Origin of the sequence: Mangrovactinospora gilvigrisea, assembly GCF_001879105.1 — a bacterium.
Classification (GTDB): domain Bacteria; phylum Actinomycetota; class Actinomycetes; order Streptomycetales; family Streptomycetaceae; genus Mangrovactinospora; species Mangrovactinospora gilvigrisea.
Window position 1 is genome coordinate 26,774 of the sequence record NZ_MLCF01000027.1, and the last position, 15,485, is coordinate 42,258.

Annotated in this window: 12 protein-coding genes and 1 pseudogene; 11 read left to right on the plus strand and 2 right to left on the minus strand. The window is 74.6% G+C overall.

The genetic code is table 11. From position 1 onward, the window contains the following. Nucleotides 1-508: 508 nt before the first annotated feature. The 8 genes and pseudogenes from BIV57_RS07210 to BIV57_RS07245 all read left to right on the plus strand — a co-directional run bounded on the left by BIV57_RS07210 (nt 509) and on the right by BIV57_RS07245 (nt 9,988). A pseudogene (locus BIV57_RS07210) lies at nt 509-1,451 on the plus strand (NTP transferase domain-containing protein). 16 nt (nt 1,452-1,467) lie between these two features. Continuing rightward, nucleotides 1,468-2,847 carry a molybdopterin molybdotransferase MoeA gene (locus BIV57_RS07215; RefSeq protein ID WP_071655829.1) on the plus strand — a complete coding sequence of 460 codons (1,380 nt, stop codon included), beginning with the start codon at nt 1,468-1,470 and terminating at the stop codon, nt 2,845-2,847. Nucleotides 2,848-2,900: 53 nt separating this feature from the next. Further along, the gene (locus tag BIV57_RS07220; protein WP_079170100.1) at nt 2,901-3,947 is read left to right on the plus strand and encodes a potassium channel family protein; all 1,047 of its coding nucleotides are present in this window, start codon (nt 2,901-2,903) and stop codon (nt 3,945-3,947) included. A gap of 25 nt (nt 3,948-3,972) precedes the next feature. Then, the gene (locus BIV57_RS07225; RefSeq protein ID WP_071655831.1) at nt 3,973-4,956 is read left to right on the plus strand and encodes an NAD(P)H-quinone oxidoreductase; all 984 of its coding nucleotides are present in this window, start codon (nt 3,973-3,975) and stop codon (nt 4,954-4,956) included. 104 nt (nt 4,957-5,060) lie between these two features. Next, nucleotides 5,061-5,885 (plus strand): hypothetical protein, encoded by an 825-nt coding sequence (locus tag BIV57_RS07230; RefSeq protein ID WP_139275503.1) that lies wholly within the window; start codon nt 5,061-5,063, stop codon nt 5,883-5,885. Between the two features lie 54 nt (nt 5,886-5,939). Then, the gene (locus tag BIV57_RS07235) at nt 5,940-6,497 is read left to right on the plus strand and encodes a bacterial proteasome activator family protein (RefSeq protein ID WP_071655833.1); all 558 of its coding nucleotides are present in this window, start codon (nt 5,940-5,942) and stop codon (nt 6,495-6,497) included. Between the two features lie 196 nt (nt 6,498-6,693). Next, complete coding sequence (locus BIV57_RS07240) at nt 6,694-8,286, plus strand: protein kinase domain-containing protein (RefSeq protein WP_071655834.1); 1,593 nt, start codon at nt 6,694-6,696, stop codon at nt 8,284-8,286. A 160-nt stretch (nt 8,287-8,446) separates the two neighbouring features. Beyond that, nucleotides 8,447-9,988: a protein kinase domain-containing protein gene (locus BIV57_RS07245; protein WP_079170099.1), complete on the plus strand. Its 1,542-nt coding sequence runs from the start codon at nt 8,447-8,449 to the stop codon at nt 9,986-9,988. A gap of 71 nt (nt 9,989-10,059) precedes the next feature. On the opposite strand, the gene BIV57_RS07250 is transcribed toward BIV57_RS07245, so the two are convergent. Beyond that, nucleotides 10,060-10,728 (minus strand): response regulator, encoded by a 669-nt coding sequence (locus tag BIV57_RS07250; RefSeq protein ID WP_071655836.1) that lies wholly within the window; start codon nt 10,726-10,728, stop codon nt 10,060-10,062. A gap of 366 nt (nt 10,729-11,094) precedes the next feature. Between BIV57_RS07250 and pdhA the strand changes: the two genes are divergently transcribed. From pdhA to BIV57_RS07265, 3 genes are read left to right on the plus strand one after another with little or no spacing between them, the layout of a single operon-like run. Continuing rightward, nucleotides 11,095-12,285 (plus strand): pyruvate dehydrogenase (acetyl-transferring) E1 component subunit alpha, encoded by a 1,191-nt coding sequence (pdhA, locus tag BIV57_RS07255; protein ID WP_071655837.1) that lies wholly within the window; start codon nt 11,095-11,097, stop codon nt 12,283-12,285. Between the two features lies 1 nt (nt 12,286). Continuing rightward, nucleotides 12,287-13,285: an alpha-ketoacid dehydrogenase subunit beta gene (locus BIV57_RS07260; RefSeq protein ID WP_071655838.1), complete on the plus strand. Its 999-nt coding sequence runs from the start codon at nt 12,287-12,289 to the stop codon at nt 13,283-13,285. Nucleotides 13,286-13,304: 19 nt separating this feature from the next. Next, the gene (locus BIV57_RS07265) at nt 13,305-14,624 is read left to right on the plus strand and encodes a dihydrolipoamide acetyltransferase family protein (RefSeq protein ID WP_071655839.1); all 1,320 of its coding nucleotides are present in this window, start codon (nt 13,305-13,307) and stop codon (nt 14,622-14,624) included. Nucleotides 14,625-14,705: 81 nt separating this feature from the next. On the opposite strand, the gene BIV57_RS07270 is transcribed toward BIV57_RS07265, so the two are convergent. Continuing rightward, nucleotides 14,706-15,374, minus strand: a complete 669-nt coding sequence (locus BIV57_RS07270) for a VC0807 family protein (RefSeq protein WP_071655840.1) — start codon at nt 15,372-15,374, stop codon at nt 14,706-14,708. Nucleotides 15,375-15,485: the final 111 nt, after the last annotated feature.

Genomic DNA, 15,485 nt, shown 5'->3' on the forward strand with positions numbered 1-15,485 from the left:
TCGCCGCGTGGGTGTGGCCAGCGCTGACCCTGCGACGGCGGCGTGGCAGGCGCTGTCGGCGTTGTCGCTAGCTGTGCGGAGGATCCGCTGATTCTCCTGCGGCGCCGCTGAGCCGTCCTGCTCGCGCCCGAATGGGCGCGGGGCCCAAAGACTCCGCGGCTCCGCCGCGTGGGCGCGGCCAGCGGTGGGTCTGCGATGGGCGCCTTTCTCTGCTTCGTCGCCGAGCGTCCGAGGACCCGCTGACCCTCCTGCGGCACCTCTGAGCGGCCCCGCGCGGGGCCGGCTTCGCCGCACAGGCACGACCAGCGCTGGATCCGCGACGGCGCCGCGGCAGGGCGCCTTCGTCGGCGTTGGCGCCGGCTGTGCGGGGGATCCGCTGGGCGGTCTCGGCCGCGTCCCGATGGGGCGCTGGGCCCGAAGAATCCGCGGCTCCGGCGCGTATGCGTGGCCGCCGGGGCGGGCCAGGGTGGGCTGACAATCGGGAGGGCTCCCGCCTAGCCTCGAGCGCGTGGACGCCATCATCCTTGCCGGCGGGGCCGCGACGCGGCTCGGCGGCGCCGACAAGCCCGCCCTGCGCCTCACCGACGGCGGCCCGGCCCTGCTGGAGCGGGCCGTCGAGGCGTGCCGGGGGGCGGGCGTGCGCCGCATCGTGGTGGTCGGGCCGCCGCGCGACGGCCTGGCGCTGCCCCCGGAGGCGGCGCTGACCCGCGAGCAGCCGCCGGGCGGCGGCCCCGTCGCCGCCCTGAAGGCGGGCCTGGACTGCGGGGTGACGGAGGATCGGGTGGCGGTGCTCGCCGCCGACCTGCCGTTCATCACCGCGGAAGTGGTCTCCGCACTCGCCGACGCCCTCACCGAGGCCGTCGACGGCGGCACCTGCCCCGACGCCCAGGGCGTGCTGGCGGTCGACGCCGAGGGCCGCGAGCAGTACCTGACGGCGGTCTACCGCGCCGACGCGCTGCGGGCCGCCCTCGCCGGGCTCCCGGACGGCGGCGCCGGCGCCTCGCTGCGCCGCCTGCTGCGGTCCGTCCGGACGGTGTGCCTCGGCAGCGACGGCCGCGCCGTCTTCGACTGCGACACCTGGGAGGACGTCGAGGCGGCCCGCGCCATGGCGGACCCCGGCGCCGACCGCGGCTGAGCATGTCCGGCGTGGCCCCTGCCGGGAGCGGTGGGCCATCGAGGACACTGGAGCCGTGCTGGACGAATGGATTGCCGAAGCCTGCCGAACCCTCGGCCTCGACCTGGACGTCGACGCCAAGGGCCTGTTGGACCTGACCAAGACGGTCGCCCACAACGTCGATCGCCCCGCCGCCCCCCTCACCGCCTTCCTGGTCGGCTATGCCGCGGCCCGCGCCGGCGGCGGCCCGGAGGCCGTCGCCGAGGCCTCCCGCAAGGCCGCCGCCCTCGCCGAGCAATGGCCCCAGGACCATCCCGCGCCCGACGCCTCGTCATAAACCCCAGGAACCGCGCATGACTGCTCCCCGAACCCGCACCGCCGACGCCCTCGACGTCGCGCTGGCGCTGGCCAACCCGGCCCCGCGCCCGCCGCGTTCGCCCGAGCCGCAGGCCGGGCACGACCCGGCCGCGTCCGCCGACCCGGAGGCCTCCGCGTCCGCCGCGGCCGTGCCCTGGGACGAGGCGCGCCGCATCGCCGCCGACGCCGGACGCGATGCCGCCCGGCACGCCGAGGCCGAGGCCGAGGACGAGGTCGAGGAGCTGCCGCTGCCCGGCGCCCTCGGCCGCCGCCTCGCCGCCCCGCTGGAGGCCCTCAGCGACCTGCCGGCCTTCGACACCGCCGCGATGGACGGCTGGGCGGTGGCCGGCCCGGGCCCCTGGCGGCTCGCCGGCTCCGGCGCCGCGCTCACCGCGGGCCGCGCCCCCCGCCCGCTGCCGGACGGCCGCGCCGTCGCCGTCGCCACCGGCGCCCGCCTCCCGGCCGGCGCCACCGCCGTGCTGCGCAGCGAGGAGGGCATCGCCGAGGACACCGCGGAGGACGGCGCCCGGCTGCGCGCCCGGCACCGCGACCCCGACCACGGCCGCGACATCCGGCTGCGCGGCAGCGAGTGCCGCGCGGGCGAGCAACTGCTGCCGGCCGGTACCCGGATCACCCCCGCGGTGCTCGGCCTCGCCGCCTCCGCCGGGCACGACGCGCTCGCCGCGCCCCCGCTGCCGTCCGTGGCGCTGCTCGTCCTCGGCGACGAGCTGCTCGTCAAGGGGCGGCCGACCGGCGCCCGCGTCCGGGACGCGCTCGGCCCGCTGCTCACCGCCTGGCTCCCGGAGCTGGGCGCCGAGGCGATCGCCGCGCCGCGCCGCGTCAAGGACGACCCGGAGGCGCTGCGCGAGGCGCTCGCCGGCGCCGCCGAGGAAGCCGAGGTGGTGGTCACCACCGGCGGCACCGCCGCCGGGCCGCGCGACTTCCTGCACGCCGTGCTCGCCGACCTGGACGCCGAACTGCTGGTGGACGGCGTCGATGTGCGGCCCGGCCACCCGATGCTGCTGGCCCGGCTGCCGCACGGCGCCCACCTGGTCGGACTGCCCGGCAACCCGCTCGCCGCGGTGGCCGGGGTGCTCACCCTGCTCGCCCCGCTGCTGGCGGCGCGCAACGGCACCGACGCCCGCCCCGACCCGGAGGCGCCGCTCGTCGCGGAGGTCCCGGGGAGCGGGTCCCGCACCGGCACCCGGTTGCTGCCGGCCGCGCTCGGCCCGCACGGCCTGGAGCCGCTGCGCTATCACGGCTCCGCCCAGCTGCGCTCGCTGGCGCTCGCCGACGCGTTCGCCGTGGTCCCCGCCGCCGGCGCGCCGGCCGGGGCCGCCGTCCCGCACCTGCCGCTGCGCTGGGGAGCCGCGTGAGCCGTTCCGGCGGCCGGCGGTCCGGAGGCAAGCCCCCGGCGCTTCAGGTCCTGATGCCGCGCCCCGCCGCCGGCCCCGGACGCCAGGTGCTGCGCCGCTTCACGATCGCGCTGCTGGTGCTGGTGGTCACCACGCTGATCGTCTGGCTGGACGCGGACGGCTACCGGGACAGCGACCACCCCGGCCGCACCCTGACCTTCATCGACGCCGCCTACTACGCCACCGTCACCCTCTCCACCACCGGGTACGGCGACATCACCCCGTCTACCCAGGCGGCCCGGGTCGTCAATATCCTCGTGATCACCCCGCTCCGCGTGCTCTTCCTGATCATCTTGGTCGGGACCACCCTCGAGGTGCTGACCGAGCGCACCCGCGAGCAGTTCCGCCAGAAACGCTGGAGGGCCGCCTTGCGCGACCACATCGTGATCGTCGGCTACGGCACCAAGGGGCGCTCCGCCGCTCAGACGCTTCATCAGCAGGGCTGCGCCGCCGAGCTGATCGTGGTGGTCGACCCCAACCACAAGGCCGTCGAGCTCGCCAACCACGACGGCTTCACCGGGGTCGCCGGGGACGGCACCCGCAGCGAGGTGCTGGCCCGCGCCGAGGTGCAGCGGGCCCGCAAGGTGGTGGTGGCGCCGCAGCGGGACGAGACCTCGGTGCTGGCCACCCTGACGGTGCGGCAGCTCAACCCGCGGGCCAAGATCGTCGCCGCGGTGCGCGAGGAGGAGAACGCCCCGCTGCTGCGGCAGTCCGGCGCGGACGCGGTGGTCACCACCGCGGCCTCGGCCGGCCGGCTGCTCGGGATGTCGATGGCCAGCCCCAATGTGGCGGCGGTCCTGGAGGACCTGCTCAGCTACGGCGCCGGGCTGGACGTCGAGGAGCGGCCGGTGACCCGCGCCGAGACGGGCGCCTCCCCGCGGGCCCTGGAGGAGCCGGTGCTGGCGGTGGTCCGCGGCCACCGGATGCTCGCGGTGGGCGACCCGGCGGCGGCCGCGCTGCGCGCCGACGACCGGGTGATCATCGTCCACGACACCGGGATCGGCCCGCCCGGCACGGTTTCACGTGAAACACGGCCGGCCTCCCGCCCGGACGCGGACTGAGCCTCCCCGGCACTAGGTTGGCCCCATGCGTGCCATCACGATCGAGGAACCCGGCGGCCCGGAGGCCCTGACGCTCATCGACGACGCGCCGGACCCGGTGCCGGGCGAGGGCGAGGTGCTGGTGGACGTCGCCGCCACCGCCGTCAACCGCGCCGATCTGCTGCAGCGGCAGGGCTTCTACAACCCGCCGCCCGGCGCCAGCCCCTACCCCGGCCTGGAGTGCAGCGGCACCGTCGCGGCGCTCGGCCCGGGGGTGACGGGGTGGCAGGTCGGCGACCGGGTCTGCGCGCTGCTCTCCGGCGGCGGCTACGCCGAGAAGGTCGCCGTCCCGGCCGGCCAGCTGCTGCCCGTCCCCGAGGGGATGGACCTGGTCACGGCGGCGGGCCTGCCGGAGGTGGTGTGCACCGTCTGGTCCAACATCGGCATGATCGCCCATCTGCGTCCGGGGGAGACGCTGCTGGTGCACGGCGGTGCCGGGGGCATCGGGACGGCGGCGATCCAGATCGGCAAGGCGCTCGGCGCGCGGGTGGTGGTCACCGCGGGCAGCAAGGAGAAGTGCGCGCGCTGCCGCGAGCTGGGCGCGGACGCGGCCGTCAACTACCGCGAGTCCGACTTCGTCGAGGAGGTCCGGGAGACGACCGCGGGCCGGGGCGCCGATGTGGTCCTCGACGTGATCGGGGCGAAGTACCTGGCCCGGAACCTGGACGTGCTGGCGGTCAACGGGCGCCTGGTGATCATCGGGCTGCAGGGCGGCCGCAAGGCCGAGCTCGACCTCGGCGCCCTGATGGCCAAGCGCGCCGCGGTGATGGGCACGACGCTGCGGGCCCGTCCGCCCGAGGAGAAGGCGGCGATCGTCGCCTCGGTGCGCGAGCACGTCTGGCCGTGGGTGGAGTCCGGCGAGGTGGCGGTGGTCGTCGACCGGGTGCTGGAGCTCGCCGAGGCGCCCGACGCCCACCGGGTGCTGGAGGGCCCCGGCGCGGTCGGCAAGGTGCTGATGCGCGTCTCCTGAGCGGCCGTCGGCTCGCTCCGCTCAGAACTGTCCAAAATGCCACTCCTTGAGACCTATGTCACGCTTTGGGGCGTCAGACTCGGTCGGGGAGAGGACGGATCGGCGTGCGGGTACAGCGGGTCCGGGCCGCGTGCGTGGCGGTCGCCGCGGCGGCGACCGTCGCGTCCTCGACGCCTTCCGCGGCGGCCGCCTCGGCCCCGCCGCCCGGCCCGAGCCGCGCCGCGAAGCCCCACCCGCACCCGCACCCCCACCCGCATCCGCATCCGCATGCCGCGCGGACGTCGGCGCCGGACGTCGTCACCACCACCTACCCGCCCGCCTGGCCCTTTCCCACCACGCCCGACGAGCAGGGGCAGCAGGGCCAGCAGGGCCAGCAGGGCGAGGACCACGAGCCGAGCCGGAACCCCGCCCCCGGCCCGAAGCCGGCGAAGACGCACCACGCGGCCGCGACCCCGAAGCCGGCCAAGACCCACCAGCCCAAGCCCGCCAAGACCGCCAAGCCGGCGCACCACGCCCCCGCCCCGCAGCCGTCCACCGCCCCGATCGCCCGGCCCACCCGCCAGGCGGCCCCGCAGGCCGAGCAGGCGCCGCCGGTCCAGCTCCGGCCCCAGCAGCAGCTGCCGACCCGGCAGCAGCCGGCCCGCCAGGCCGTCCGCACCCCCGACGCGCCGCGCCGCACGGCCGCCGCCGCCCCCCGCGACCAGGCCGACGACGGCACCGCCGCGCTGCCCTGGCTCCCGGACGGCGCCCCCGTCGGCCGCCCCCCGGCGGGCACCGCGCGGCAGCCGGCCGCCGCGACCGTCCCCGCCGCGGACGCCGCCGCCTCGCGCCGCGAGGGCGGCGCCCTCGACCCGGTCCCGCTCGGCGCCGGCCTCGCCCTGATGGGCGGCGGCGCCTTCCTGCTCGCGCTGAGGTTCCGCCGCCGCTGAACCGTCATCCTCCTCTTACCCCGCCACGGCGCGCGGTGAGAGAGGATGGAACGCATGAATACGCCGACGAACGACATCCCCCAAGAGGGCGGCAGCCCGCACGTCCTCGTCGTGGGGCCGGACGGCATGGCCGTCGGCTCCGTCCCCGGCGCCGGCGGCGGGGAGGGCGGGGAAGGCCGCAGCGAGGAGTCCGTTGCCGAGATGGTCGAGCAGCCGGCCAAGGTGATGCGGATCGGCAGCATGATCAAGCAGCTGCTGGAGGAAGTCCGCGCGGCACCTCTCGACGAGGCCAGCCGGGTCCGCCTCAAGGAGATCCACGCCAGCTCCGTCCGCGAGCTGGAGCAGGGGCTCGCCCCCGAGCTGATCGAGGAGCTGGAGCGGCTCTCGCTGCCCTTCACCGAGGAGGGCGTGCCCAGCGACGCCGAGCTGCGCATCGCGCAGGCCCAGCTGGTGGGCTGGCTGGAGGGCCTCTTCCACGGCATCCAGACGGCGCTCTTCGCGCAGCAGATGGCCGCCCGCGCGCAGCTGGAGCAGATGCGCCGCGCCCTGCCGCCCGGCGTCGCCGCCGAGGGGCACGAGCGTCCGGAAGCCACGTCCGGGCCGTACTTGTAATACTGTGAGCGGCCACCGCGCCGGACGCGTCGACCACGGTCTGCCGGGGTCCGGACGCCAACCGGCGCGGCACGGCCGTGTCCTGACTTCGTGACGGAACGGTCAACCCGCTTTTTCGCTGTCGGCGCGGTCGGGCAGACTGGTCCGGCAATCAACCCGAGCTCGGGCAGCCACTTACGGGGAGAGTCAGGGGCGCATGGTCAACGGAACCGACGGACAGGGCGAGGCGGGTCGCACGCTCGGCGCGGGCGGCCGCTATCTCATCCAGGGGCTGCTCGGCGAGGGCGGCATGGCGTCCGTGCACCGGGCGTACGACACGGTCCTCGACCGCAATGTCGCGATCAAGACCATGCACTCCGAGTTCTCCCGGGAGCAGTCGTTCCGGGAGCGGTTCCGCCGCGAGGCCCAGGCCGTGGCCCGGCTGAACCACACGAACATCGTGGCGGTGTACGACTCCGGGGAGGAGCCCAGCGACGAGGGCGCCCCGGTCCCGTACATCGTCATGGAGTACGTCGAGGGCGATCCGCTGCGCGACGTCCTCAACGCCGACATCGAGCAGTTCGGCGCGATGCCCGCCGACCGGGCCCTGACCATCACGGCCGATGTGCTCGCCGCGCTCGCCGCCAGCCACGAGATGGGCCTGGTGCACCGCGACATCAAGCCCGGGAACGTGATGGTCACCCGGCGCGGCGTCGTCAAGGTGATGGACTTCGGCATCGCCCGCGCCGTGCAGTCCGGCGTCACCTCGATGACGCAGACCGGCATGGTCGTCGGAACCCCGCAGTACCTCTCCCCCGAGCAGGCGCTGGGCCGGGCCGTCGACGCCCGCTCCGACCTCTACACCACCGGTGTGATGCTCTTCGAGCTGCTCACCGGGCAGCTCCCCTTCGAGGGCGATTCGCCGCTCTCCATCGCCTACCACCATGTGCAGACGCCGCCGCCGGTGCCGTCCGGCATCAACCGGGCCATCCCCCCGGCGGTGGACGCGCTGGTCAACCGGGCGCTCGCGAAGGATCCGGCGCACCGCTTCCAGAGCGCCGACGAGATGATCGCGGAGATCCGCCGCATCAACTCCCCGGACACCCTGGGCGGCACCGCCCCCATGGTCACCGGCGGCGCGCACCCGGGCGTCCACCCCTCGCAGGCCGCCAGCGGCCAGCAGTACGCCTTCGGCCCGATCCAGCAGGGCGCCCCCGGCGGCCCGCAGTCCGGCTACAGCGCCCCGATCTCCGAGGTGTACTCGGGCTACGGGCCGCCTTCGCAGGCCGGCGGCCCGCCGACGCCCAACCCGTACCAACAGCAGCCGGTGGGGGGAGCGCCGAGCGCGCCGTCCGGAGCGAGCCGCAAGCGCGGCCCGCTGATCGTGGTGGCCGCCGTGGTGGCCGCCGGCGCGATCACCGGGGTGAGCCTCATGCTCGCCAACTCCGGAGGCGGGGGCGGCAAGCCGAACCCGCACACCTCCTCCTCGCACTCCGCCGCGGCCAAGTCGAACGACGGGCTGCAGGGGCCGGTCGACCCCAAGGGCGGCTACAAGGCCTCCGACTTCAAGGACTGCGACAACACCTTCCCCGGGCAGAACAACACGGTGACGGTGCCCAACCTGTCGTTCAACACCGTCAAGTGGTCGACCGAGTGCGCCGAGCGCCCGGCGGTCGGCCTGAAGGTCAAGACGGTGGAGTCGCCGAGCGCGGTGTGGCGCAAGGGCACCGTGCTGTCGCAGAAGCCCGATCAGAACTCACAGGTCAAGAAGGGGTCCACGGTCACCCTGACGGTGTCCTCCGGGCCGTGATCCACCGGGCCCGAGGCCGCCGGGGGGTGGGGGCGGGAGCAGGGCTCCCCGGACGGGTGGCGAACGCCGGCCGAGGCTGGTTCGTTTGCCCTACCGACAGCGGGAGACGGTACCGTTCAGCAGAACACCACCACGGTGATGAACCGCACGGCGAGGAGTGATGGGACCAACGCAGCCCCCCGAGGGCGTTGAGGGCAACCCGAACGGCATGAGCGGCGGTGGCGGCGAGTTCGGCACCGTGGGTGCCGGCCGCTACCGGCTGATCCAGCGCATCGGCCGGGGCGGTATGGCCGAGGTCTTCGCGGCGGAGGACGTCCGCCTGGGCCGCCCCGTCGCGGTCAAGCTGCTCCGAGCCGACCTCGCCCAGGACACCGTTGCCCGGCAGCGCTTCACGCGCGAGGCGCAGTCCGTCGCCGGTCTGAACCACCACGCCATCGTCGGGGTCTACGACACCGGCGAGGACATGGTCAACGGCGAGCCGCTGCCGTTCATGGTGATGGAGCTCGTCGAGGGCCGCACCATCCGCGACCTGCTGATCGACGCCGAGGAGCCGCCGGTCGAGCAGGCCCTGATCGTCGCCTCCGGGGTGCTGGAGGCGCTCGGCTACAGCCACCGGATGGGCATCGTCCACCGCGACATCAAGCCCGCCAACGTCATCATCACCAACCAGGGCGCCGTCAAGGTGATGGACTTCGGCATCGCCCGCGCGCTGGGCGGCGGCGCCTCCACCATGACGCAGACCGGCATGGTGATGGGCACCCCGCAGTACCTCTCGCCCGAGCAGGCGCTCGGCAAGGGCGTCGACGCGCGCTCCGACCTCTACGCCACCGGCTGCCTCCTCTACGAGCTGCTGACGCTGCGTCCGCCGTTCACCGGCGAGACCCCGCTGTCGGTGGTCTACCAGCACGTCCAGGACCCGCCGGTGCCGCCCTCGCAGGCCAACCCGCGCGTCCCCCCGGAGCTCGACGGCCTGGTGCTGCGCTCCCTCGCCAAGGACCCGGACGAGCGCTTCCAGAGCGCCGACGAGTTCCGCGGCGCCATCCAGCACGCCCTGGTGGCGCTCACCGGCACCGGCTCCACCCAGCTGGCCACCGGCATGTACGGCGTGGCGGGCATGGCGGCGGCCCCCACCCAGCGGATGGACCCGGCCTACGGCGGGGCGACGCCCTACGCCGGCACGCCGGGCGTCGGCGCCACCCAGCCCACCACGGCGATGGGCGGCGCGGGCGGCCCCGGCGCCCCCGTCGAGCTGGACGGGGCGGACGGCGGCGGCCCGCGGCGCAGCCGCAAGGCGCTGGTGGCGGCCATCGTGGTGATCGCGGCGATCGCGGCGATCGCCATCGGCGTCTGGGCGGCCACCAACAACAGCGGCGGCGGCGGGGGCGGCGGCACCACGCAGAGCCCCACGCAGTCGGCGACCACCTCGTCCAGCTCGACGCCGTCGCACACCTCCTCGCCGACCCAGTCGCCGACCTCGAGCAGCACGCAGAGCGAGACGCCGAGCTACACCCCGACGCACAGCTCCAGCCCGACGCAGTCGACGCAGCCCACGCCGACGTCCTCGCCGACGAAGACCTCGGGCGGCGGCGGCACCGGCACCAGCAGCCCGAAGCCGACGGTCTCGCACACCTCGGGCGGCGGCGGCTCGGCGCCCCCCTCGCCGACGGGCGGCAGCACGGAGACCCCGCTCACCGGCGGGTGACCGACCGCTGACCGGCCGCACAGCACGGCACCCCACCCTCGTGGTGGGGTGCCGTCGCGCTGCGGGGGCCGTCAGTCCCGCCGCCGCTCCTCGCCCGCCTTCATCCGCGCCACGTACGCCGCCGCCTGGGTGCGGCGCTCCATGCCGAGCTTGGCCAGCAGGCTGGAGACGTAGTTCTTCACCGTCTTCTCCGCCAGGTGCAGCTGCTGCCCGATCTGGCGGTTCGTCATCCCGTCGCCGATCAGGTCGAGGATGCGCCGCTCCTGGTCGGTGAGGCCCGAGAGCCGCTCGTCCTCGCGGCCCCGGCCGTTCCGCAGCCGCTCCAGCACCTGCGCGGTGGCCGCCGGGTCCAGCAGCGACTTGCCGGCCGCCACGTCGCGGACCGCGGTGAGCAGGTCCGTGCCCCGGATGCCCTTCAGGACGTAGCCCGAGGCCCCCGCCATGATCGCGTCGAAGAGCGCCTCGTCGTCCGAGTACGAGGTGAGCATGAGGCACTTGACGTCGGCGTTGCGGGACCGGACCTCGCGGCACACCTCCACACCGCTGCCGTCCGGCAGCCGGACGTCGAGCACCGCCACGTCCGGGCGGGTGGCGTCGATGCGCACCAGGGCGTCGGCGGCCGAACCCGCCTCCCCCACCACCTCGATGTCGTCCTCCGAGGAGAGCAGTTCGTGCACCCCCCGGCGTACCACTTCGTGGTCATCCAGCAGGAAAACTCTGATTTGTGCTGATTCGGTCACACCGACAAGCTTGGCACAGCATCTTGTAGAGCTTCGCCATGGACGGGAGCCGAACGAGGAAGTAGGAGCGGGCGGCGGAAGAGAACCTCTTACAACAGAGCGCGCGTCGGGATACCGTGCGGATGTCCCGGCAACCTGCGGCAACAGCGATCTACTAGGAATTCCCACAAAATCGCAGGTGACGGGGTCGACAAGGCGTTCGGACGCCACCGCGGTCGCGGCACGTCCGGCATGTCGCCGACCTCCCGCCGGACGACCTGTCACGCTCGTCCCGGCCCGCCCACACACCCCGTGAGCCGCGCCGGGGCGTGCGACCGCAACCGGCCGACCGGCGAACCCGGGGCCGGACAGACGGAGGAGCGAGACGTGACCACGAAGAGCAGTTCGGTGCGCGCCGGGGGCAAGGGCGCCCGCGGCGGCGGCCGCCGCCGCACCGGTTCGACGGCCCCGGCCTCCGGCCGGCCCGCCACCGAGGCCGCCGAGCTGGTGCAGCTGCTGACCCCCGAGGGCGAGCGGGCCGAGCACCCCGATTACTCCATCGATCTGACCCCCGAACAGCTGCGCGACCGCTATCGCGACATGGTGATGGTGCGCCGCTTCGACGGCGAGGCCGTCACCCTGCAGCGCCAGGGCGAGCTGGGCCTGTGGGCCTCGCTGCTCGGCCAGGAGGCCGCCCAGATCGGCTCGGCCCGGGCGATGCGCCCGGACGACTACGTCTTCCCGACCTACCGGGAGCACGGCGTCGCCTGGTGCCGCGACGTCGACCCGCTGACCCTGATGGGCATGTTCCGCGGGGTCAGCCACGGCGGCTGGGACCCCAACGAGAACAACTTCCACCTCTACACGATCGTCATCGGCTCGCAGACGCTGCACGCGGTCGGCTACGCCATGGGCATCGCCAAGGACGGCGCGGACGCGGCCGTCACCGCCTACTTCGGCGACGGCGCCTCCAGCCAGGGCGACGTCAGCGAGGCCTTCAACTTCGCCTCCGTCTACAACTCGCCGGTCGTCTTCTTCTGCCAGAACAACCAGTGGGCGATCTCCGAGCCGACCGAGCGCCAGTTCCGCGTGCCGCTCTACCAGCGGGCCGCCGGCTTCGGCTTCCCGGGCGTGCGGGTGGACGGCAACGACGTGCTCGCCGTGGAGGCCGTCACCCGCTGGGCGCTCGACCACGCCCGCTCCGGCGGCGGCCCCGTCCTGGTGGAGGCGTACACCTACCGGATGGGCGCGCACACCACCACCGACGACCCCTCCCGCTACCGGCTCAGCGCCGAGCAGGAGCAGTGGAAGCTGAAGGACCCGATCGCGCGGCTGAAGGCCCTCCTGACGCGCGAGGGGATCGCCGACCACGACTGGTTCGAGACGGTGGACGCGGAGGCCGAGCAGCTCGCCAAGCGGCTGCGCGACGGCGTCCGCTCGATGCCGAACCCCGAGCCGTCCTCGCTGATCTTCGACAACGTCTACACCGAGCCGCATGCCCTGGTGGACGAGGAGCGCGCCGCCTACCGGCGCTTCGCCGAGAGCCTGGCGGACGCCGAGCAGGAAGGGGGCCGCTGAGATGGCGACCGAGACCATGCCGCTGATGAAGGCGATCAACGCCGGACTGCGGAAGGCGCTGGAGGAAGACCCCAAGACCCTGCTGATGGGCGAGGACGTGGGCCGCCTCGGCGGCGTCTTCCGCGTCACCGACGGCCTCTACAAGGACTTCGGCGAGGAGCGGGTCGTGGACACCCCGCTCGCCGAGTCCGGCATCGTGGGCACCGCGATCGGCCTGGCGCTGCGCGGCTACCGGCCCATCCTGGAGATCCAGTTCGACGGGTTCGTCTACCCGGCGTTCGACCAGATCACCACCCAGCTCGCCAAGATGCACGCCCGGGCGCTCGGCAAGCTCCGGATGCCGGTGACCATCCGGATGCCCTACGGCGGCGGGATCGGCTCGGTGGAGCACCACAGCGAGTCCCCGGAGGCGTACTTCGCGCACACCGCGGGCCTGCGCGTGGTGAGCCCGTCCGACTCCTCGGACGCCTACTGGATGCTCCAGCAGGCCGTCCGCAGCGACGACCCGGTGCTCTATCTGGAGCCCAAGCGCCGCTACTGGCAGAAGGGCGCGCTGGACACCGCGGCCGAGCCGTCGATCGGGCTGCACCAGGCCCGGGTGCACCGCCCCTTCGAGGGGGACGCGCCCGCCGACCTGACGCTGATCGCCTACGGCCCGATGGTGAAGACCTGCCTGGACGCGGCGGCCGCCGCGGCCGCGGAGGGCCGCCGGCTGGAGGTCGTCGACCTGCGCTCGATCTCCCCGATCGACTTCGACACCGTGCAGGCCTGCGTCGAGGCGTCCGGCCGCGCCCTGGTGGTGCACGAGGCCCCGGTCTTCGGCGCCATCGGCGGCGAGGTGGCGGCGCGCATCACCGAGCGCTGCTTCTACTCGCTGGAGGCGCCCGTGCTGCGGGTGGGCGGCTACCACGCGCCCTACCCGCCGGCGAAGGCCGAGGAGGAGTACCTGCCCGGCGTGGACCGGGTGCTCGAGGCCGTCGACCGCTCGATGGCGTACTGAGGGGAGCTGAGGAGTTCATATGGACCGCGACTACCTCATGCCCGACATCGGCGAGGGACTGACCGAGGGCGAGATCCTCAAGTGGTACGTGGCCGAGGGCGACACCGTCCACGACGGCCAGGTGGTGTGCGAGGTGGAGACCGCCAAGGCCGCCGTCGAGCTGCCGATCCCCTACGACGGGGTGGTGCGCAAGCTGCACTTCGCCGAGGGCACCACGGTGGACGTCGGCACGCCCATCGTGACGGTGGGCACCGACGCGGCGGAGCCGGCTCCGGCCGCGCCTGCCGCTCCGGCGGCGCCGGAGGGCGAGCCGGAGGAGAAGCACGAGGTGCTGGTCGGCTACGGGCTGCGCGGCGACGCGCCCGTGCGGCGCCGGGCGCCGAAGGCGGCTCCCGAGGCGCCCGCCGCGGCGACGCCGGCGGCCCCGGTGGCGCCGGCCGCCAACGGGCGGCCGTCCGGCCGGGTGCTGACGAAGCCTCCGGTGCGCAAGCTCGCCCGCGACCTGGGCGTGGACCTCGCCGAGGTGCGCCCCACCGGGCCCGGCGGGCTCGTCACCCGCGAGGACGTCCGGCTGCACGCCGAGGCCGGGGCGCCGCCCGCGGCCGCGGTGGCCGCCGCCCCGGTGGCGCCCGCGGCGGCGGAGGACGTCCGGATCCCGATCCGCGGGGTGCGGAAGGCCACCGCCCAGGCGATGGTGGCCAGCAAGTTCACCGCCCCGCATGTGACGGAGTTCCTCCAGGTCGACGTCACCCGGACGATGAAGCTGGTGCGCAAGCTCAAGGAGTCGAAGGACTTCGAGGGCGTGCGGGTCTCGCCGCTGCTGATGGTGGCCAGGGCGCTGCTGACGGCGATCCGGCGGCACCCGGAGGTCAACGCCTCGTGGGACGAGCCCAACCAGGAGATCGTCGTCCGCGGGGACGTCAACCTGGGCATCGCGGCGGCGACGCCGCGCGGCCTGATCGTCCCCAACATCAAGGGCGCCCAGCGGCTGACGCTGCTGGAGCTGGCGCAGGAGATGGGCCGGCTGACGGCCACCGCCCGGGAGGGGAGAACCGCGCCGGCGGACATGCAGCGCGGCACGGTGACGATCACCAATGTGGGCGTCTTCGGCGTCGACACGGGGACGCCGATCCTCAACCCGGGCGAGGCGGCGATCCTCGCCTTCGGCGCGGTGCGGGAGATGCCGTGGGTGCACAAGGGGAAGGTGCGGCCGCGTCAGGTGACGACGCTGGCGCTCTCGTTCGACCACCGGCTGGTCGACGGCGAGCTGGGCTCGCGGGTGCTCGCTGACGTGGGAGCCGTGCTCGGCGACCCCGATCGGTTGATCGCCTGGTCGTAGCGGGCAAGCCGCCGCCTCGCCCCGGCACCCCGCCCGTCCTGCGTGTGCAGGGCGGGCGGGGTGCCGGGGCGCAGTGCTGGCTCAGGCCTGCCTGAGCAGGGCGCCGATGCGCTCGGCGTGGGGCTTGGAGAGCTTGACGGCGGCGAGGACCCCGGCGACCACGAAGAGGCTGTGCACGGAGAGCATGGTGCCCACCGGCAGGGTGTAGGCGCCGACCACCCGGGCCGCGCACTCGGCGAGCAGCGCGCCGCCCCAGATCAGCGAGAAGGTCCGCTCGGCGGCGCGGAACTCCGCGGAGGCGTCCGGGCCGGAGGAGAGCCGGTCCCAGGCAGCGAGCCTCGCCCGGTCGCCCTTGGTGATCATCGGTCGCATCACCCGGGACATCAGCGGCCGCCCGGCCGCCACCGAGAGCAGGATCGCGATCCCGATCACGCTGCTGACCAGGCCGTCCTTGGCGAGCATCAGCCGGGGGTCGCCGCCGACCGCGGCGAGGGCCAGGCCGGCGCCGGTGGCCAGCAGGGCCAGCGCGCCCAGCGCGTTCAGGCGGCGGTGCCGCACCGCGATCCACACGGTGCTGAGCGCCGGCGGGACGCTGGAGACGGCGAGCGCCGTGGTGGTGCTCGTGCCGAGGCCCCGGGAGAGCAGGTAGTAGCCGGCCAGCGGCAGCACCAGGTCGACCACCAGGGGGGCCAGGTGCGCATACGGCGCGGTGCGGGCGGGGGCGGCGGAGGAGGTGCTGATCGGCGTCATGGGGAGAACCGTAGACGCCGAACTTGTACTGCGTCAATGTTTTTTCTGGACTCAAGTATGTACTGACTATAGGGACGGCGCGGCGGTGCGGGGGCCGTCCGGGGGAATCGG

Coding starts and splice junctions, on each gene's coding strand:
- BIV57_RS07215 (WP_071655829.1), top strand. CDS start 1,468: ATGACTGCTCCCCGAACCCGCACCGCCGACGCCCTCGACGTCGCGCTG.
- BIV57_RS07220 (WP_079170100.1), top strand. CDS start 2,901: ATGCCGCGCCCCGCCGCCGGCCCCGGACGCCAGGTGCTGCGCCGCTTC.
- BIV57_RS07225 (WP_071655831.1), top strand. CDS start 3,973: ATGCGTGCCATCACGATCGAGGAACCCGGCGGCCCGGAGGCCCTGACG.
- BIV57_RS07235 (WP_071655833.1), top strand. CDS start 5,940: ATGAATACGCCGACGAACGACATCCCCCAAGAGGGCGGCAGCCCGCAC.
- BIV57_RS07240 (WP_071655834.1), top strand. CDS start 6,694: ATGGTCAACGGAACCGACGGACAGGGCGAGGCGGGTCGCACGCTCGGC.
- BIV57_RS07245 (WP_079170099.1), top strand. CDS start 8,447: ATGGGACCAACGCAGCCCCCCGAGGGCGTTGAGGGCAACCCGAACGGC.
- BIV57_RS07260 (WP_071655838.1), top strand. CDS start 12,287: ATGGCGACCGAGACCATGCCGCTGATGAAGGCGATCAACGCCGGACTG.
- BIV57_RS07265 (WP_071655839.1), top strand. CDS start 13,305: ATGGACCGCGACTACCTCATGCCCGACATCGGCGAGGGACTGACCGAG.
- BIV57_RS07270 (WP_071655840.1), bottom strand. CDS start 15,374: ATGACGCCGATCAGCACCTCCTCCGCCGCCCCCGCCCGCACCGCGCCG.